At 38.0% G+C, this 19792-nt stretch carries 18 protein-coding genes; 4 read left to right on the plus strand and 14 right to left on the minus strand.

The genetic code is table 11. The features are described from left to right. Position 1 precedes the first annotated feature (1 nt). From AO058_RS09565 to AO058_RS09580, 3 genes are all read left to right on the plus strand, one after another. Entirely contained in the window at positions 2-2287 is a 2286-nt protein-coding gene (locus AO058_RS09565) for a TonB-dependent receptor (RefSeq protein WP_075326238.1), read from the plus strand. Positions 2288-2807: 520 nt separating this feature from the next. After that, the gene (locus AO058_RS09570) at positions 2808-6260 is read left to right on the plus strand and encodes a pyruvate carboxylase (RefSeq protein WP_075326239.1); all 3453 of its coding nucleotides are present in this window, start codon (positions 2808-2810) and stop codon (positions 6258-6260) included. 270 nt (positions 6261-6530) lie between these two features. After that, positions 6531-7190, plus strand: coding sequence for a uracil-DNA glycosylase family protein (locus tag AO058_RS09580; protein WP_075326241.1), 660 nt, complete (start codon positions 6531-6533; stop codon positions 7188-7190). Positions 7191-7619: 429 nt separating this feature from the next. Here AO058_RS09580 and AO058_RS09585 read toward each other — a convergent pair whose 3' ends face one another. The 13 genes from AO058_RS09585 to AO058_RS09640 all read right to left on the minus strand — a co-directional run bounded on the left by AO058_RS09585 (position 7620) and on the right by AO058_RS09640 (position 17883). Beyond that, positions 7620-7754: a 30S ribosomal protein THX gene (locus tag AO058_RS09585; protein ID WP_070054019.1), complete on the minus strand. Its 135-nt coding sequence runs from the start codon at positions 7752-7754 to the stop codon at positions 7620-7622. 3 nt (positions 7755-7757) lie between these two features. Next, positions 7758-7901: a hypothetical protein gene (locus AO058_RS18535; RefSeq protein ID WP_177195633.1), complete on the minus strand. Its 144-nt coding sequence runs from the start codon at positions 7899-7901 to the stop codon at positions 7758-7760. A gap of 78 nt (positions 7902-7979) precedes the next feature. Continuing rightward, positions 7980-8747: a tryptophan synthase subunit alpha gene (trpA, locus tag AO058_RS09590; RefSeq protein ID WP_075326242.1), complete on the minus strand. Its 768-nt coding sequence runs from the start codon at positions 8745-8747 to the stop codon at positions 7980-7982. 253 nt (positions 8748-9000) lie between these two features. Further along, the gene (trpB, locus tag AO058_RS09595; protein WP_075326243.1) at positions 9001-10182 is read right to left on the minus strand and encodes a tryptophan synthase subunit beta; all 1182 of its coding nucleotides are present in this window, start codon (positions 10180-10182) and stop codon (positions 9001-9003) included. A 137-nt stretch (positions 10183-10319) separates the two neighbouring features. Continuing rightward, positions 10320-10967 carry a phosphoribosylanthranilate isomerase gene (locus AO058_RS09600; protein ID WP_075327939.1) on the minus strand — a complete coding sequence of 216 codons (648 nt, stop codon included), beginning with the start codon at positions 10965-10967 and terminating at the stop codon, positions 10320-10322. A gap of 192 nt (positions 10968-11159) precedes the next feature. Then, on the minus strand, positions 11160-11945 hold the full coding sequence (trpC, locus tag AO058_RS09605; protein ID WP_075326244.1) for an indole-3-glycerol phosphate synthase TrpC: 786 nt from the start codon (positions 11943-11945) through the stop codon (positions 11160-11162). A 247-nt stretch (positions 11946-12192) separates the two neighbouring features. Then, positions 12193-13185: an anthranilate phosphoribosyltransferase gene (gene trpD / locus AO058_RS09610; RefSeq protein ID WP_075327940.1), complete on the minus strand. Its 993-nt coding sequence runs from the start codon at positions 13183-13185 to the stop codon at positions 12193-12195. Between the two features lie 125 nt (positions 13186-13310). Beyond that, entirely contained in the window at positions 13311-13877 is a 567-nt protein-coding gene (locus tag AO058_RS09615; protein WP_075326245.1) for an anthranilate synthase component II, read from the minus strand. A gap of 33 nt (positions 13878-13910) precedes the next feature. Further along, positions 13911-15305, minus strand: a complete 1395-nt coding sequence (locus AO058_RS09620) for an anthranilate synthase component I family protein (RefSeq protein ID WP_075326246.1) — start codon at positions 15303-15305, stop codon at positions 13911-13913. Between the two features lie 315 nt (positions 15306-15620). Continuing rightward, positions 15621-16121 carry a YceI family protein gene (locus tag AO058_RS09625; protein WP_075326247.1) on the minus strand — a complete coding sequence of 167 codons (501 nt, stop codon included), beginning with the start codon at positions 16119-16121 and terminating at the stop codon, positions 15621-15623. A gap of 64 nt (positions 16122-16185) precedes the next feature. Beyond that, complete coding sequence (locus AO058_RS09630; RefSeq protein WP_075326248.1) at positions 16186-16764, minus strand: YceI family protein; 579 nt, start codon at positions 16762-16764, stop codon at positions 16186-16188. A 34-nt stretch (positions 16765-16798) separates the two neighbouring features. Beyond that, positions 16799-17431 (minus strand): NAD(P)H-dependent oxidoreductase, encoded by a 633-nt coding sequence (locus tag AO058_RS09635; RefSeq protein ID WP_075326249.1) that lies wholly within the window; start codon positions 17429-17431, stop codon positions 16799-16801. A 2-nt stretch (positions 17432-17433) separates the two neighbouring features. Beyond that, complete coding sequence (locus AO058_RS09640; protein WP_075326250.1) at positions 17434-17883, minus strand: MarR family winged helix-turn-helix transcriptional regulator; 450 nt, start codon at positions 17881-17883, stop codon at positions 17434-17436. A 197-nt stretch (positions 17884-18080) separates the two neighbouring features. On the opposite strand from AO058_RS09640, the gene AO058_RS09645 reads away from it, so the two are divergent. Next, the gene (locus AO058_RS09645; RefSeq protein ID WP_075326251.1) at positions 18081-18395 is read left to right on the plus strand and encodes a rhodanese-like domain-containing protein; all 315 of its coding nucleotides are present in this window, start codon (positions 18081-18083) and stop codon (positions 18393-18395) included. Positions 18396-18532: 137 nt separating this feature from the next. Here AO058_RS09645 and AO058_RS09650 read toward each other — a convergent pair whose 3' ends face one another. Beyond that, a complete protein-coding gene (locus AO058_RS09650; protein ID WP_232228817.1) occupies positions 18533-19549 on the minus strand; it encodes a hypothetical protein in 1017 nt (338 codons plus the stop codon). Positions 19550-19792: the final 243 nt, after the last annotated feature.

Raw genomic sequence — 19792 nt, forward strand, 5'->3', positions numbered from 1 at the left:
ATTGGAAAAAAAATTACTGGCACTTTTGTGCCTACTTTGGATAGGAAACCTGTTTTCTCAGGAAAATCAATTTAAAATACTGAATGCGAATAATAACGAACCTATAGAAGATGTTTCAATTTACAAGGCTTCATCGCTGGTTGCTGTTACAGATGAAGATGGGAATTTCAGCTTTACTTCAGGGGAATTACCTGGGGATTTTCAGATTTCCGCCCTTGGTTTTGAAACCCTAGAAGTTGAACTTACCTCAAGCACTCCGCAGGAAATATATTTGAGTCCGACTTCCGAAACGCTTTCAGAAGTTGTGGTGCGTAGTACCGTAATTCCGAAATCACTTAGAGAAGTTCCGGCTTCGGTGAATCTTGTAACACAAACAGATTTTAATAGAACCGATGCTACCAACGTTCTGGAAACTTTTAATAATGTCCCCGGAATGTTTGTAAATCAGGGAGCTTTAAATACCAATAAGATCAATATTCGTGGTATTGGTGCGCGTTCGCAATACAGTACCAATAGAATTCAGGCGTATTTTGATGGTATACCGTTAACAACTGCAGAAGGAGAGCTCACCTTAGACGATTTTGACCAGGAAAGTTTAGATCGAATAGAAGTGATAAAAGGTCCTACTTCCAGTATTTACGGCGCTGGATTGGGCGGTTCCATAAATCTATACTCCAAACAGTTAGGAAAAGAAGAAGCCCGCTTAGGATTAAAAACGCAGTATGGAAGTTTTAATACCCGCAAACAGGTTTATCAGGCTTCAAATACAACCGCTAATTCTGGTTTATTTGCAACTTTTAGTAATTTAACCAGCGATGGCTACCGCGACAATGGAAATTACGATCGGAAGTCGGCTTTAGTAAACGGAAGTCTTAAAACCAACGAAAATGGAAGTTTATCTTATCTCGCAAATTTCACCCGCTTAAAAGCTTTTATTCCGAGTTCTATTAATGAAGAAGATTTTTTAAACAATCCGGGACCCGCGGCATTTACCTGGGGCCAATCGCAGGGATATGAATCTTACGATCGTGGCATGCTGGGAGGTTCTTATACACATTCACTTTTTGATAATTTAAAGAATACCACAAGTATATTTCTGAGTTTTAGAAATGCCTACGAGCCGCGACCATTTGACATTTTAAAGGAAGAGCGTGTTTCGGCGGGGGTTCGAACTAAGTTCAATTTAAATACCCAGGTTTTTGAATTTCCTTCAGAAATTAGTTTTGGTGCCGAATATTATAATGAGTGGTATGAAACCGGAACTTTTGCTAATTTATACGAAGATTTTCCCGGCGAAGGAAGTGTTTTAGGTGAGCGTGAAAGCAACAATGAACAGGACAGAAATTATGCTAACTTTTTCGCTCAAATTAATTTTGAATTTACTGATAAATGGAACCTAGAAGCAGGTTTTAATTTAAACACCACAAATTATAGTTTAACCGATCTTTATACGCAAGACGAAGTAGACCAAACCGGGGATTACGGTTTTGATCCTGTTTTTTCGCCAAGACTTGGAACAAGTTATGAAGTTGGCGCCGGAAAGAATATCTACGCGTCCATAAGCCACGGATTCTCAACACCCACCGTTGCTGAAACCTTAACTCCTGAAGGGCAGATAAACACCAGTCTGGAACCCGAAACCGGAATCAATTATGAAGCCGGATTTAAAGGAAATTGGCTTCAAAATAAATTATATACAGAAATTTCTGTGTACTCCATTCAGATAGAGAATTTGCTGGTTGCGCAACGCGTGGCAGAAGATCAATATGTGGGTATAAACGCAGGAAAAACCAATCATAACGGAATTGAGTTTCTTACTAACTACCGTTTTTTAGTTGGTCCTGGTATTTCAATTAAACCTTATGTAAACGGAGCCATAAACTTTTTCGAATTTGATGAATTTGTAAATAATGATGAAGATTTCTCCGGAAATGAACTGCCCGGTGTACCAAAATATACAATAAACCTTGGAGTCGATGTTCAGAGCGAATCAGGTTTTGAATTTTTTGGAAATTTTAGAAACGTAGGAGAAATTCCTCTGGATGATGCCAATTCAGGTTACACAGATGAATACAGTTTAGTAAACTTAAAAGCTGGTTATACTTTCAATATTTTTCAGGAACTAAATTTAAATTTATACGGCGGTGTAAATAACGCCCTGGATGAGCATTATGCCGCGAGTGTATTAACCAATGCCGTTGGCTTTGGGGGTGCCGCTCCACGTTATTATTATCCCGGGAATCCCAGAAACTATTTTGGAGGTGTTCAACTGAATTATATTTTTTAAAAACTCAGGAAAACCTCACAGGGTTCCTAATCCGGTGAGGTTTTTCTAAATTTTAATATTAAACGTCATCGCAAGCGAAGATTGAGCGCGGCGATCTTTTTTAGTTAAAAGTTAAAAGTTAAGAGTGAAGAGTGAATAGTTAAAAGTGAAAAGGTAAGAGAGAAAAGTTAAGAGTAAAGGATAAGAGAAAAAAGCTAGAAAAAAGAGAGTAGGGGTTAAATTCTGAAATCAACATTACCAACTACTAATTCAAGACACAGAATAGATTGCCGCTTCCCGCTACTGCATTCTCGCAATGATGCGCAACCCAAAATAATAAACCCTCAACAACAAACATACAAGAACCAAGAACTCACAACCGATAACCGAAAACTCAAAACTCACAACTGCCAACCGGGAACCCACAACCGAAAACCGAAAAAACTTTTATATAAAATTTAGCATAAAAATATCCCATACTTCTGAATGTTTTAATAGTTTACGGCAATAACTAACTATTGCTAATTAACTCAGCCAAAACATGATGATTCAAAAAGTATTAGTAGCCAATCGTGGGGAAATCGCGATTCGAATTTTTAGAGCCTGCACTGAAATAGGAATAAGAACGGTAGGTATCTTTACCTTTGAAGATCGCTACTCCCTGCACCGCTATAAGGCCGATGAATCTTACCAAATAGGCCCCGATAAAGAGCCCTTAAAACCTTACCTGGATATAGATGCGATAATCAATACCGCCAAAGAGGTGGGGGCTGATGCTATTCATCCCGGTTACGGATTTCTCTCAGAAAACGCCGATTTTGCTCAAGCCTGTAAAGACAACAATATTATTTTTATTGGGCCAGAGGTTTCGGTATTAAAAAGCCTGGGCGATAAAGTCACCGCCAAAACAGTAGCGGTAAAAAACAATGTGCCGGTGATTCAGAGCAACGAAAAAGATCTGGAAAGTCTGGATATTGCTATTGAAGAAGCCAACCGTATCGGCTATCCCATTATGCTGAAAGCCGCCAGCGGTGGTGGAGGCCGCGGAATGCGAGTGCTTAGGGAAGAAGCTGAATTGAGAAGAGCTTTTTCAGAATCTAAACGCGAGGCACTGAATGCCTTTGGAGATGATACTGTTTTTATTGAAAAATTTATTGAAAATCCGAAGCATATTGAGATCCAGATCGTGGGAGACAACCACGGGAATATGGTGCACCTTTTTGAGCGTGATTGCTCTGTGCAACGCCGTTACCAAAAGGTGATTGAATTCGCACCTTCCTATAACCTTGACCAAACTACCAAGGAGAAACTTTATGAGTATGCCGTGAATATTTGTAAAGCGGTGAATTATAATAATATTGGTACAGTAGAATTCCTGGTCGATCACGATGGCAGTATTTACTTTATCGAGGTGAATCCACGAATTCAGGTAGAACATACCGTTACCGAAGTCGTTACCGGTATAGACCTGGTTAAAGCGCAGTTGTTTATTGCCGGTGGATATAAACTAAGTGACGAGCAGATAAAAATTAAAGATCAGGAATCGCTTAGCACAAACGGATTTGCCCTGCAATGCAGAATTACTACCGAAGATCCCGCCAACGATTTTCAACCCGATTATGGTACCATTACCACCTATAGAAGTGCCTCTGGATTTGGAATTAGGCTGGATGCCGGGAGTTTGTATCAGGGCGTGACTATTTCGCCTTTTTTTGATTCTATGCTGGTAAAAGTTTCTGCCAGCGGTAGAACTTTAGACGGTGCCTGCCGTAAAATGCGTCGGGCTTTAGCTGAATTTAGAATTAGGGGCGTAAAGACCAATATTCCGTTTTTAGATAATATTCTTCAGCATGAAAAATTTAGAGAGGGAAGCGTAACGGTAAATTTTATCGCCAATAACCCCGATCTATTTAAACTGAAAGAAACCCGAAACCGCGCTACCAGGATGGTTGAATTTCTAGGTGATGTAGTGGTGAATGGAAATCCCGATGTAAAGGAAATAATAGAAACACCAAAACTAATAAAAGCCGATGTTCCTGCTTTTGATCACAACGTGGCGTATCCAAAAGGAACCAAAGATTTGCTTACCGAGTTAGGCCCCGATAAGTTTGCCGAATGGTTAAAGAATGAAAAGAAAATTCATTTTACCGATACAACTTTTAGAGATGCCCATCAAAGCTTACTGGCCACCAGGATGCGAAGTACAGATATGCTAAAAGTGGCTGAAGGTTTTGCTAAAAATCATCCCGAAACATTTAGTATGGAAGTTTGGGGAGGCGCTACTTTTGATGTTTGTCTTAGATTTTTAAAAGAAAATCCGTGGGAACGTTTGCAATTACTGCGAAAGGCGATGCCGAATATCTTGCTGCAAATGCTAATGCGAGGTTCAAACGGTGTTGGCTATACCGCTTATCCCGATAATTTAATCGAAAAATTTGTAGCTGAAGCCTGGGAAAATGGGGTAGATATTTTTAGGATTTTTGATTCCCTGAATTGGATGAAATCTATCGCGCCCTGTATTGAATATGTACGCAAAAACACTTCAGGCCTTGCGGAAGCTTCAATCTGTTATACCGGCGATATACTTAACAAAAACAGTAAGTATAATTTGGAGTATTATCTTCAGCTGGCAAGAGACATTGAAAATGCCGGGGCACATATTTTAGCGATAAAAGATATGGCCGGACTATTAAAACCTTACGCTGCCGGCGAACTGGTTTCCGCATTAAAAGCTGAGATCAATATTCCGGTGCATTTGCATACCCACGATACTTCGTCTATACAGGCGGCTACTTATCTGAAGGCCATAGAGGCCGGGGTAGATGTGGTAGACGTTGCGCTGGGTGGACTTTCGGGGCTTACCTCGCAGCCTAATTTTAATTCCCTGGTGGAAATGACGAAATCTGGCGAGCGTAAAGCTGATTTCAATATGGAAAAACTCAATGAATATTCGCATTATTGGGAAGCGGTAAGAAAGTATTATTTCCCATTTGAAAGCGGACTTAAAGCTGGTACTGCCGATGTTTATAAACACGAAATTCCCGGCGGACAATATTCTAATCTTAAACCTCAAGCCGAATCTTTAGGCCTGGCTTCAAGGTTTCACGAAATCACCGCGATGTATTCTAAGGTGAATAAGCTTTTTGGCGATATTATTAAAGTTACGCCAAGTAGTAAGGTTGTGGGCGATATGGCGCAGTACCTGGTGAGTAATAATTTGAGTATAGAAGATGTGATGGAGAAAGGTGAAAACCTTTCTTTCCCGCAGTCGGTGGTAAATTTCTTTAAAGGTGATTTAGGGCAACCTCACGGCGGTTTTCCTGCTGAGGTGCAAAAGATCATTCTAAAAGATCAAAAACCTTATACCGATAGACCGAATGCACATTTAGAACCTATAGATTTTGAAAAAGAATTTAAGGAATTCTGCGATATTTTCAAGGAAGGAATGGGTCGAAAACTGGAAATGACCGATTTCCTTTCGTATAAATTATATCCAAAAGTATTTACCGAATATTTTAATCATTACCGAAAATTTGGAGAAGTAATGAATATTCCGACGCCAAATTTTTTCTACGGAATGCAACCCGGTGAAGAGATTACCGTAGAAATGGATAAAGGAAAAACCTTGCTTATCGAATTCTTATCGGTGGGAACTGCAGATGAAGATGGACTCGTAGATGCGTTTTTTAAGGTAAACGGCCAGACCAGAACGGTGAAAATTCAGGATAAATCGGTTAAGGTTGAAAAAGTGGTTCACCAAAAGATCGATAAGTCTAATGATAAAGAAGTAGGCGCTCCAATTCAGGGTTCAATTTCCTCAATTTTAGTCGAAAAAGGACAGAAAGTCAAAAAGAACGAACCTTTATTTGTGATTGAAGCCATGAAAATGGAAACCACCATCACGGCGAATAAAGAAGGCGAAATAGACGAAATAATACACAAAGAAGGTACCATGGTCTTTGCCGATGATTTGGTTATTAAGCTGAAAGAATAGGTTGAATTTATATTCAATTAAAATCCTTTTTCGCAGAATATGTAGCCAAAACCTCGAGATTCAGAAAGTCCGATTTTTTATCGGATTTTCGCGAGGTTTTGGCTACGGTTTTTGGCATTTTTGCCAAAAAATTCCTTGCAAAAGGCGTCTTTTTCTTTGCTTCGTTTCTTTTGGACGAGCAAAAGAAATGAAGGGCAGATACAACCAAACACAGCTTTTGTCACGGAAGATTAAAAAATAACAAGAAACCAACGTAAAAAACGAAGCAGAATGTTTCACCACACACATCCTTATAAACCTTTTATTCCGGAAAACGCTACAAAACTAATTGTAGGCACATTACCGCCCCCAAGATTTACGAAAGGGGAATTTAAGGAAGGAGACGTGAACTTCTGTTACGGCAGTCGGGACGGACTTTTATGGATTGTTTTGGATAATATTTTTGATCTCGATCTAAAATTTGAAACTACGAAGGCAGCTATAAAGCAACGCAAAGAATTTCTTGAAAAAAGAGGAATTGGTATCTGCGATATGGTAGAAAGCAGTAGGAGAGAAAAGGTAGATGCTTCCGATCTCGGGATGCAAAAGGTGGAACTTAGAAATATGGTGGGAATTTTAGAAAAACACCCAAAAATAGAAACCCTGCTCTTTACCGGTGGAAATTCCAAAAATGGTCCTGAGTATTTTTTTAGAAGACATCTAAAGGAAGTTGAAAGTGATATTAGGTTAAAAGTGATTTCTAACGAGGTGCCCAGGATTCACCAGTTTGTGCTAAAGGGCCGACTTATAAAAACGGTTTCTCTAACGGCACCATCGGGTTCGGCCAATCGAGCTATTGGTAGTATGGAGCTTTATAAACAACTGAAACAAAAGAATGAAGATTTTAATACGATAGATTTTAGAGTGATGCAGTACAGAGAGTGGTTTTAAAGTATTTAATATTCGTCATCGCGAGCGAAGGCACGAAGCACGGCGATCTTTTATTTTGAGTGAGGATTCAAAAAAACTATTTTATCAAGAAGAGATTGCCATGGCGCCTGCGTCTCAATCGCAATGACGATCCAAAATATTCGGAATTCGTGGGGCAGTTTCATTACCATCATCGCGAGCGAGCCACACGTCAAGCTCCAAAATAAATTCGGGGTGACGAATGATACGTCATCCTGAACTCGTTTCAGGATCTAAATTGAAATTCTACCTACTTTTACCCTGAATGAAAGATTGAGTGAGACTTTGAAATGATTTAGAGAGAAGAACTTATAAATTTCGTTTAAAAAATAATCTTAGTAAAAACAAAAACCCTGAATCTAAAAGTATAAACTTTCAAATTCAGGGTTTTCAGACGTAGTCAACTTACAACTACTGTAATTCTTTCTTTTCCTGTTCGGCCATGGTGGTTGGTTTTACCTTAAATTTTTTACGTTTAGGTCTTAATTTTCCATGAGTACCGATCGCAATTTTTCCGCGTTTCGTTTTTTTGTCTCCACGTCCCATAAATTACTTTTTATTCTGTTGGTCTTTTATGGTTTTTTCATCAATATCAACCTTATTGGTCTGTTTATCAGTTTTCCCCGTTGGGTTGGTTGGATTTTCCTGACCTTTCTCTCTTTTTCTTTTATTATCTTCAATTGGACCGCCCATAATTGTTGTTTTTTTGATTCACTTACTAAGATAATAATTCAGAATCTTAAAACCTGCCAAGACCATGTTAGAATTTGGTTAAACCGGTCTGATGTTTTTCACAAAATCGCCTATATTATTTTTCCCATTAGCATTAAGATGTTTGATAAATGCCGAACCAATAATAGCGCCTTTTGCATATTCCGTAGCTTGGTTGAAGGTCTCTTCGTCGCTAATTCCAAAGCCTACAATTTGCGGATTTTGAAGTTTCATTGCTGAAATTCTTTTAAAATAATCTCTGGTCTCCTCACTAAATCCGGAAGTAGAACCCGTAACACTCGCAGTACTTACCATATAGATAAATCCGTTAGAAACAGAATCAATAAACCGAATACGCTCTTCAGAAGTTTGCGGCGTGATCAGGAAAATATTCTGAAGCCCGTTTTCTTCAAAAATCGACTTGTATTCTTCATTATACACATCAACGGGTAGATCCGGAATTATAAGTCCGTCAATTCCGGTTTCAGCGCATTTTTTGCAGAATTTCTCTACACCATACTGAAGAATTGGATTAAAATATCCCATAATAACCAGTGGAATTTCAACAGAGTCCCTAATTCCTTTAAGCTGTTCAAAGAGTCTATTGGTAGTCATTCCGCTTTTCAGCGCCTTGGTAGAACTCTCCTGAATAGTTGGGCCATCGGCCAGGGGATCGCTAAAAGGCAAACCGATTTCAATAAAATCCACCCCGTTCTTTTCTAAATCCTGAATAATGGAAACTGTATCTTCGAGTTCAGGATAACCGGCGGTAAAATAGATAGAAAGCATCTTTTGCTCTTCCTGAAGTTTTTTATTTATTCTGTTCATTTTCAATATTCTTATAAATCGTCATTCTGTCCCGAAACTTCGGGATATTTCAGAATCTAATTTGTTTTCAATTTTTTCGCCACGAATACACTAATATTTTTTATTCCTAAATTTTTAGCACTCGTAGCAATCTATATTACTGTATACGTCATTCTGAATTCATTTCAGAATCTAAGTTGTTGTCTTATTTTCTTGCCACGAATACACTCATCCCTATTATGTCATTGCGAGGGCAGCGCCCGTGGCAATCTTTTTACAAATCGAAATAATCAATATAGGTACTCAAATCTTTATCGCCACGACCCGAAAGATTGATTACTACTACATCATCTTCTTTAAATTTTCGGTTTTCAAAAATCGCCAGGGCGTGAGAAGTCTCAATAGCAGGAATAATCCCTTCCAGTTTTGCCAGTTCCTGGCCGGCATTCATAGCCGCTTTATCGGTTATGGAAATAAACTCTCCACGGCCACTTCTAAACAAATTGGCGTGCATTGGTCCCACACCCGGATAATCGAGGCCGGCAGAAATAGAATACGGCTCAGTAATTTGTCCGTCATCGGTTTGCATCAGCAGCGTTTTACTGCCGTGAATAATACCTTCTTTTCCTAAAGCTGAGGTTGCAGCACTTTCACCGCTTTGTATACCTTTTCCGGCAGCTTCCACCGCAATAATCCCAACTTCCGGATTGTCTAAATAATGATAGTAAATTCCGGCTGCATTACTTCCTCCACCTACACAGGCCACTACATAATCAGGATTTTCCCGATTTTCTTTTTCTTTCAGCTGAACTTTAATTTCCTCAGAAATCACCGCCTGAAATCTCGCTACCATATCGGGGTAGGGATGAGGCCCAACCACGGAACCAATGATGTAATGAGTATCCAGCGGGTTGTTGATCCAGTCTCGAATCGCTTCGTTCGTGGCATCTTTTAAGGTTCGACTTCCCGATTTTGCCGGAACTACTTTGGCTCCAAGCATCTTCATTCTGGCCACGTTTGGCGCTTGTCGTTCAATATCAATTTCGCCCATATAGACAATACATTCAATGCCCATAAGCGCACAAACGGTAGCCGTAGCTACACCGTGCTGGCCAGCACCGGTTTCAGCGATTATGCGGTCTTTTCCAAGGCGTTTTGCCATTAAAATTTGTCCTACGGTGTTATTGACCTTATGCGCACCGGTATGGCATAGATCTTCCCGTTTCAGATAAATTTTTGTGCCGTATTTCTTACTGAAACGCTCTGCATAATAAAGCGGTGTTGGGCGCCCTACATAATCGTGCAACAAATCTTTAAACTCTTTCTGAAAAGATTCCTCTTTCATAATATCCAGGTATTGCGAACGCAACTCCTCTACATTGGGATAGAGCATTTCGGGAATAAAAGCTCCGCCAAAATCGCCGTAATATCCTTTTTCGTTAGCCTGATAGCTCATTTTTATTTTTTTTATTTGAGTGCTTCGAATGCACTAATTTCTTTCTAGTTATTGCGAGGGCAGCGCCCGTGGCAATCTTTATAATTTTAAACAATAGATTGCTTCTCCCCATCGGGATTGCAATGACGTAGTTATTATTAAAACCGCTTTTTAAATTCTTTTAATTTTTCAACATTCTTAAAACCAGCTTTCTCTTCAAATTTACTATTTACATCTATGGCGTAAAGCAAATTTTCTTTACCATTTTCTACAAAATAGGCTTTAAGCTCTTGAATTGCTTCAACTTCTTCCGGTCCAATTCCTCCACTTAAAAAAAAAGGTTTTGTTGAAGGATAATCTTTTAAAACCTCCCAATTAAAAGTAATTCCGTTTCCGCCTTTATTTTTCCCTTTAGTATCAAAAAGGAAATAATCTACAACAGTTTCATATTCCTTTAAACGCTCAAAATCGAAATCGTCTTTAATAGAAAACACCTTTATAAATTCCACTTCAGTTTCGATCAAAAGCGTTTTTAGTTCAGCGCAAAAAGCAGCGCTTTCCTCACCGTGTAACTGAATAGCATTTAGTTCATGCTCTTTAATTCTCTCAAGGATAATATTGATCTCTTCATCAACAAAAACGCCGGTTTTTTTAACTGCTGAAGGAATTTTAGGCATCTTAGCCTCGAAATACCTGGGAGTTTTTTCGTAAAAAATAAACCCCATATAATCAGGCTGAAGTTTTGCAACTTCGCTGATGTTTTCGGGATGCTTCATCCCACATATTTTGAGTTTTATGTTTTTCATTTTTAGCGTTCTTTTATTCTCCACCTTAGCTTCGGAATTACTGAAAGTCTATTAAACGTCATCCTGAATTTATTTCAGGATCTAAGTTATTGATAATCCAAATTTGTTTGAATCCCGAAGTAAATTCGGGATAAAGTCTGAAACAAGTTCAGCTTGACGAAAACCAGACTTTAGGATAGCCCAACTATTTTATTATTTGCTCAATTCTCTCACAAACTCAGCCGCAGCTTTTCCCGGATCATCAGTTTTCATAAAATTCTCACCGATCAAAAATCCTTTGTAAGCAAATTGCTGCAAATCTTTGATTGCGTCAACTGAGCTAATTCCGCTTTCAGAAACTTTTACAAAATCATCGGGGATCTTTTCTGAAAGCTTTTTGCTAATATCGGTAGATACTTCAAAAGTCTTTAAATTCCTATTATTTACACCCAACATATCTAAACTAGGCATAATAGACTTTTGCAATTCTTCTTCGTTATGCACTTCCAGCAATACTTCCAGACCTATACTTTTTGCAAATTCTGAAAGTCTTTTAATTTCTTCCCGTTCCAGCACCGCAGCGATAAGTAAAATCACATCGGCACCGTGAGCTCTGGCTTCCAAAAGTTGATATTCATCAATAATAAATTCCTTTCGCAATAAAGGCATTTTAACCGCCGCACGGGCATAAAGCAAATCGTCTAGAGATCCGCCAAAATATTTGCCATCGGTTAATACAGACATTCCGGAAATTCCTGCATCTTCATAGCCTTTAGCTACATCTTCAACATTCAGATCCTGATTAATTACCGATTTTGAAGGGGAACGTCTTTTATGTTCAGCAATAATCCCGGTTTTACTGGTTCTTAATTTTTCTGCCAGAGAAATTGTTTCGCGCTCAAAAAGCGCCGATTGTTCCAATTGTGACACGGGAACTACCAGTTTTTTTAAGACCAGTTCTTTATGTTTGTCGGCAATTATTCTATCTAGAATGTTCATTTTTATAATCTTTGTTCTATAAAGTTTTTTAATACGTCATCCTGAACTCGTTTCAGGATCTAAGTTGATTAATAATCAAAACATGTTAGAAGCTGAAACAAGTTCAGCTTGACGGTCGTAAGACTTTCTACCTCTTTTTAATGCTAACTTCTTTACTCGATAATCGAGATTGAATGCTCTAAGGCTTACGTCGAAATCAAATTATATTTTTCAATAATAATGCTTCGTGAGCTTGCTCCGAAGTATTTTAATTGCTCAATTCCTGTAACTTCTCCAATACTTTTAAAGCTTTCCCTGAATTTATAGATTCCCGGGCGGTTTCAAAACCTTCTTTAACACTAATTTGTTTAGCAGTTGCGATTGCCATTCCGGCGTTAGCGCAAACCACGTTATTTTGGGCCTGGGTACCTTTTCCTTTTAATATATTCACGAAAATTTCTGCAGAACTTTCAATGGAACCGCCACCGGCAATTTCTTCCTGATTTAAGGTTTCTACCCCAAAATCTTCCGGACTCAGCATTCCTTCAGAATTATTGGAAATTGTTTTGGTATTTCCGGTAAGGGAAATTTCATCATAACCATCTAAAGCATGCAAAATAGTGAAATTCTTATCGGTGTTTTGATATAGGTAACCATACATTCTGGCTAGTTCCAGGTTAAAAACTCCTACAAGCTGATTTTGCGGAAAAGCAGGATTTACCATTGGCCCAAGCATATTGAAAAAAGTCTTTACCGCAAGCGACTTCCTGATTGGCGCCACGTTTTTCATCGCTGGGTGGAATAGGGGAGCGTGTAACACACATATCCCGGCTTCGGCGATACATTTTTCAAGAAATCCGGCATCATTACTAAATTTAATTCCCAGGCTTTCCATAACATTAGAACTACCACTTACCGAAGAAACTCCGTAGTTTCCGTGTTTTGCCACATTTACTCCCGCTCCTGCCGTTACAAAAGAGGAAGTGGTAGAAATATTAAATGTATTTTTCCCATCACCACCGGTTCCGCACAGATCTATCGGGTTATAGTCACTTAAATCTATGGCTACACAAAGTTCTAAAAGCGCATCCCGAAATCCCTCCAGTTCTTCTATAGTAATGCTTCGCATCATATAAACCGTGAGAAATGCAGCGATCTGACTTTCGTTATATTCTCCATTAGAAATACTGAAAAGCGCCTGCTTCGCTTCATCTTTGGAGATGGTTTCGTGATTAATTAACCTGTTTAGTAGTTCTTTCATATCTAATTTTGTCATTCCCGTAAAGACGGGAATCTGTTTAATTGGAATTTGTAACTCCCGCGAAAGCGGGAGTCTTCTTAAGCATTACTATCACTTCTTAGAGATTTCCGCCTGCTCGGAAATGCCTATGATTCTACCCAATTCTGAATCATTTTTTTTCCATCTGGAGTCAATACCGATTCTGGGTGAAACTGCACTCCACGCACATCAAACTCACGGTGACGAAGGGACATGATTTGTCCTTTTTCATCGTAGGAAGTTGCTTCCAGGGAATCGGGAAGCTCTTTTAAAACTACCCAGGAATGGTAACGGCCTACGTTCATTCTTTTTGGAAGATCTTTAAAAAGTGGTTCATCGTCTACACAAAGATCCATCGTGGTAGCAATGCCGTGATAAACCGATTCCAGATTGCCCAACGTCCCGCCAAAAACTTCGCCTATGGCTTGTTGCCCGAGGCACACACCTAAAATGCTTTTAGTTGAAGCATATTTTTCTATAATTGGTTTTAATAATCCGGCTTCACTTGGAATTCCCGGGCCGGGAGAAAGCAGGATCTTATCATATTCCTCCACGTCTTCCAGCTCTAACTGGTCGTTTCTTATTACGGTGACCTCGCAATCTAATTCTTCTAAATAATGTACAAGGTTGTACACAAAAGAATCGTAATTATCTATAACTAATATTTTTTTCATTCTACCTGGTGTAAAATTCTATTTTTAATTCCTTTATATATCTTCAGCGATATCCAATGCCTTGGTTAATGCCCCTAGTTTATTGTAAACCTCCTGTAATTCGTTTTCTTCTACAGACTCTGAAACCACGCCTGCGCCGGCTTGATAATGCAATTGGTGATCTTTACTTACAAAAGATCTAATAATAATCGCGTGGTTAAAATTTCCGTGGAAATCCATAAAGCCAATAGCACCTCCATAGGCATCACGATTTACATTTTCGTATTTCTCTATGAGTTTCATCGCGCTATGTTTTGGGGCACCGCTTAAAGTTCCCGCCGGGAAAGTATCGGCTACCACCTGCATTGTAGGCGTTTTAGGGTCTTTGGTGCCGGTTACTTTGCTTACCAAATGTATGACGTGAGAGAAAAACTGAATTTCTCTATATTTTTCAACCTTCACATTACTTCCGTGTCGGCTTAAGTCGTTACGAGCCAGATCAACCAACATCACGTGTTCAGCATTTTCTTTTTCGTCGGCGGCTAGTTTTTTGGCTAGTTCAGCGTCTTCTTCATCGTTTCCGGTACGTTTAAAAGTTCCGGCTATAGGATGGATTTCTGCCTGCCCATCCTGAACAACCAATTGTGCTTCAGGGGAACTTCCGAAGATTTTAAAGTTTCCATAATCAAAATAGAAAAGGTAGGGTGAAGGGTTTACGCTACGTAAAGCCCGATAAACATTAAATTCATCTCCCTTAAACTTCTGAGAAAACCTGCGCGACAGTACAATTTGAAAAACGTCACCACGATAGCAGTGCTTTTTTCCCAGTCGTACATTTTCCCTGAATTCTTCGTCTGTAAGGTTTGAAATTGGTTCCTGCTGACGTTCAAAATTATAAGTCGCGAAATTTTTGACTTTTATCAGTTGCTCGATTTCAGCGATCTTTGAATCGGTATCGTAACTGTGATCAAAAATATAAGCTTCATTATTAAAATGATTTATAGCGATAATATTTTGATAAACTGCGTAATAAATATCCGGAAGTTTAAGATCACCATTTCGCTTTTTAATCTCTAAATCTTCAAAATACCGAACTCCATCATAAGCGATATAGCCAAAAAGACCGTTGTTGATAAATTTAAAATCAGAATCTTCAGTTTCGAATTGCTTTGAAAATTCCTGGATTTGTTGCGGTACGTTAACTCCAGGAGTGATCTCTGTTGCTTTTTTGCTTCCGTCAGGAAAAACTTCGGTAATCACTTCGTTTTGAATCTTAATAGAAGCGATAGGATTGCAGCATATATACGAGAAACTATTATCGTTGGCGTGATAGTCACTACTTTCCAGTAGGAGACTGTTAGGATATTTGTCCCGAACTTTTAAATAAACACTTACCGGTGTAATGGTATCGGCAAGAAGTTTTTTATAGGTGGTCTTTAGTTGATACATAAATTATTTATTTCTGTCGCTCCCGTTAAGGCGGAGGTTAATTTTCAAATTTCTTATATAAAAAAAGGCTTGTCGTGAGACAAGCCTTTTGTATGAGATTATACTATAGCGATGTTACTTCACGACGTTTGACGTAAATTTTTCCACCACCAGGTATTTGTTGTAATTGTTTTCATAAAATATAATAAATGCCAATTATTGGCTTTCATTGCTTCAAAGATAGAAAGCTCTTTTAAATAAACAAGGAGATTTTATAAAAAGAAAAGCCGGAAAAGTAAATTTAACTTTTCCGGCTGGAATTGTGCAATCTAATTATTAGAATTTCAACTCAATATTTAAATCGAAATTATCGTAAATCGTTTGATCTCCAAGTCCGCTAAAAAAGCTACCGGAATTGTATTTCACATTGTATTTAGAACGGTCTATACTCAATTTAGTAGTCGCAGTATTTCCGTTTTTATCCAAATCGAAAGTTACCGGATGGGTGTTTTCTTTAATAGTAAGATCTCCAACCACACCATATGTGCCATCGTCTTTTTTAGCTACGCTGGTAATTACCAGTTTTGATGTTGGATGATTATCTACTCCAAAGAAATCATCTGAATTTAAGTGACCTTCCAAACCTGCTTTATCGTCTCCTTTAAGATCGGTTACGGTAATTGTGGTCATATCCATTACAAATTCACCTCCTGTAATTTCGTTATTTTCCAATGTTAATTTACCTTCTTTAAGATCTATAGTTCCTGAGTGTGATCCTAAAACTTTTTTTCCTTTCCAGGCGATATTACTAGCCTGGGTATTGATTTGTTTTTCCATAATAATTATTAATTTTTCTTTTTCTTTTTCAATTTTCTTTATAGCAATTAATTTCCCTTTAGAATTAGAATTTTAATTCTACCTCAAGTTCAAAATTATCGTAGATGGTTTGGTCACCAAGGTTATCAAAGAAACTCCCTGAACCATAACGAACATCGTATTTAGAACGGTCTATAGTTAGCTCTGTAGAAGCTGAATTATCTTCCCAATCTAAATCGAACGTCACGGGATTCGTTTTATCTTTAATAGTAAGATTGGCTACCACCCCGTAAGTTCCATTGCTCTTTTTAGCAACGCTTGTAATAACCAGTTTTGAAGTTGGATGGTTTTTTACTCCAAAGAAGTCATCAGATTTTAAGTGACCTTCTAATTTTCCTTTATCTTCACCAGTAAGATCGGTAACGGTGATAGAGCTCATGTCTATTACGAATTCCCCTCCGGTAAGTTTACCATTTTCCATAGTAAAATGTCCGTTTTTAAGGTCTATGGTTCCGTAGTGAGAGCCGGTTACTTTTTCACCTTCCCAGTTAATGTTGCTTTCTTTTACATCAATTTTTTTATCCTGAGCATTCACTGTTGTAAACGATAAAAATGATACAAGAAATGCAGATGCAAATACAGTTTTTAAAAGATTCTTTTTCATAGCAATTTTTAATTTAAATTAATTTGATTTTGGTTTATATTAAATGGAATAATTCTTCTTCTTGTTTTCTAACTTTTTTTGCGTGTTGCAATTGGTCTTCTTCACTTCGGTACCCGGCTGTAGCGATCACTGCAGTAGTTAAATTTGTTCCTGAAATTCCCAGTATTTCATCGAACTTTTGCGCGTCAAAACCTTCCATAGGGCAGGTGTCAATTTTTAAATTTGCTGCTGCAGAAAGTAAATTTCCAAGCGCGATATAAGCTTGTTTCTGCGCCCAAACAGATTGTTGTTCTTCGGTCTTACCTAAAATATTAGAGGTTAACATATCTTTTAATCCGCTTAGATCCTGCACCTGAACTTCTCGAATTTTACTAATATTCTCCAGATAAGCATCAATATAAGCCTCATTCAATTTCTTAAGTCCTGCGAAGACAAATACGTGTGAAGCATCAGTAAGTTGAGACTGGTTCCAGGCAGCCGCTTTTAATTTCTCTTTGGTTTCCCTGTCGGAAATCACAAATACCTCGTAAGGCTGAAGTCCGTATGAAGAAGCAGAAAGCTGAATGCTTTTTTGAAGTTTCTCTACGTCTTCCTGATTTAAAGATTTTTCTGCATCAAACTTCTTGGTGGCATAACGCCAGTTTAAATTTTCTATATAATTTTCCATAGTTATTTTCTTATTTTATTTAAACAATCAGTAACAATTTCAATTTCTTCTTCGCTAATATCCTGAATTAGCTCTTTTTCTACTGCATCAACTTTTGGGTCAATTTCTTTCAAAAGCTCTAAACCTTTTTCAGTAATACTTATTTCCACTTTTCTACGGTTAGCTTCGCAAATAACCCTTTCAGTAAGGCCTTTGGTGATAAGTTTGTCTACCAACCTGGTGGTATTACTCATCTTACTCACCATTCTTTCCTGTATAGTGCTAAGATTTGCCGGTTTTCCTTTTTGCCCTCTCAATATTCGAAGCACATTAAATTGCTGTATAGAAATATCAAAAGGCTTAAGGGCAGTAGCTACTTGCTCGTCTATAAGATTTGCAGTAACCAAAATGCTAAGACTTAGCTTCCTGGCCGGTGGTAAATTGTTCGTTTTTAATTGATCTTCTATCTTCATTTGTCTAAACAACATTTGTATGTACAAATATAAGCTAGTTTTGTAATTTAATTCCAAAATAAATGTTAATTTTTTTCGGCCGGAATCGAAGGCAAATGGAGGCGCTGTTTTTTAAAACTTTCAATATCTTTACACTGAAAAATATATTAGGAATCACAGATCACCTTTGTTTAGGGGATTAATAAAAAATAAAATTTATGAAAGAACTTAGTCAGGATGAATGGCAGTCACAGCTGAAAAAAGATGAAAACGCGGTGATTTTAGATGTAAGAACCGAAGAAGAAGTAGAGGATGGGTATATCCCTAAAGCTAAAAACCTCGATATCTATAAAGGCCAGGAATTTGTAAATGAGGTTGAAAAACTTGATAAAGATAAGAATTACTATATCTATTGCCGTTCTGGAAAGCGTAGTGCACAGGCTTGCACAATTTTAGATCAGATGGGTTTTGCTAATACCTACAATCTTGAAGGCGGCTTTATGGAATGGGAAGGAGATAAGGCTGGAGATTAAGTTATTAAAAAGCAGTAAAATCAATTTTACTAGATAATCGAGATTTAAATGCTCCGAGGCATACCGCGAAATTTAAACAATAGTTTTCACTGAATGCCCCGTGGGCTTGCTCCGAGGTAGTTTTACTGCTTTTTTATTTAATTAGATCTATCAATTAACAACCAACGTGTTCCTATACTTATTATAGTAAGGATTTTACCATTTGATTTACTGGTTATACTATTATCCTGCATATCGTCCAGTTTATCTCCATTTACGAAATTAAGCGGCGTGGTACTACTTCCCTTACCTATTAATACCAGTTCCCGACCTTTATTGGACGAGGCATCAGGAAATGTAATTGATGAAATATTCGGGTTAATCCTTAAGAAATAAACTTCTTCCCCAATGGTGTAAGTTCCAGTTTGACTTCCTGTACTTATAAAATTTCTGGTGTGGTTGTGTTTCCAATTGAGATTACCTGAATTATCTGAAACTAAAATCTGATTTTCTGCTCCCCGGGAATCCGGAAAAATATATTCTTCAGCCTGAGTTCGACCTATTCCTATACGGCCAGCGAAATATCCGGCAAAAACCCTCGAGCTAGAATTGCCTTCGGCACGAGCGTAAATTCCGTAGATATTTCCTCTTCCGGTGGAAGTTCCAATTTCAGTTAAGATTCCGTAATTATTGCTGTTTGCACCTTCTGTTCGTCCTACTTTATTGTAAATCCCAAAAATATCACTGCTACCGGTTGTTTTATTGGTGTTAAGATGAAGACCATATCGCTCACCCTCTCCCTCACCGGAAATATTTAATTTTATGCCATACTTTATAGCATTGGTTTTACTACGATTCCTTATTTCAATTCCATAAGTATTTCTGGTTTCAGCAGAATTATTATTATCTATTTCAAGGCCTTTTTTAATATCCTGGGAATCATCTGGATTTATGGCAATTTGAAGTTTGCTTTCAATCTCTTCAGTCCCGATACCAATATTTCCTTCCCTGAAGATATTATCTACAATATTGCCCGGACTTTCGGTAGAATTAGGTTTATAAAAATTTGCTGCTTTAGCATCATCAACTATAGATTTCCAGATATTTTCCCGATGATGCCAGTAGTAAAATCCTGATGGTGAATTATTAAAATTCTCACTAAGAAAAATTAGCATTCCGTGTTGTGCACTTCCGGGATTTTGAGCGGGAAATTTTTTTAGACGGGGAATTAATATTCCGTCTATGCTGGACGGGCTGTCCTTATCTGAAGCAACTATATCTAATTGAGCTCCCGGTTCGGTAGTTCCAATTCCTACCTGGGAGAAAGCTGTGGTGGCTAAAATTAAAAAATAGAAAAGTATAATTTTTTCATCCTACTAAAAATACCGGTTAAGACTAAGGTGTTTTTTAGTTAGGGG

The organism is Salegentibacter sp. T436, assembly GCF_001932675.1.
Lineage (GTDB): Bacteria > Bacteroidota > Bacteroidia > Flavobacteriales > Flavobacteriaceae > Salegentibacter > Salegentibacter agarivorans.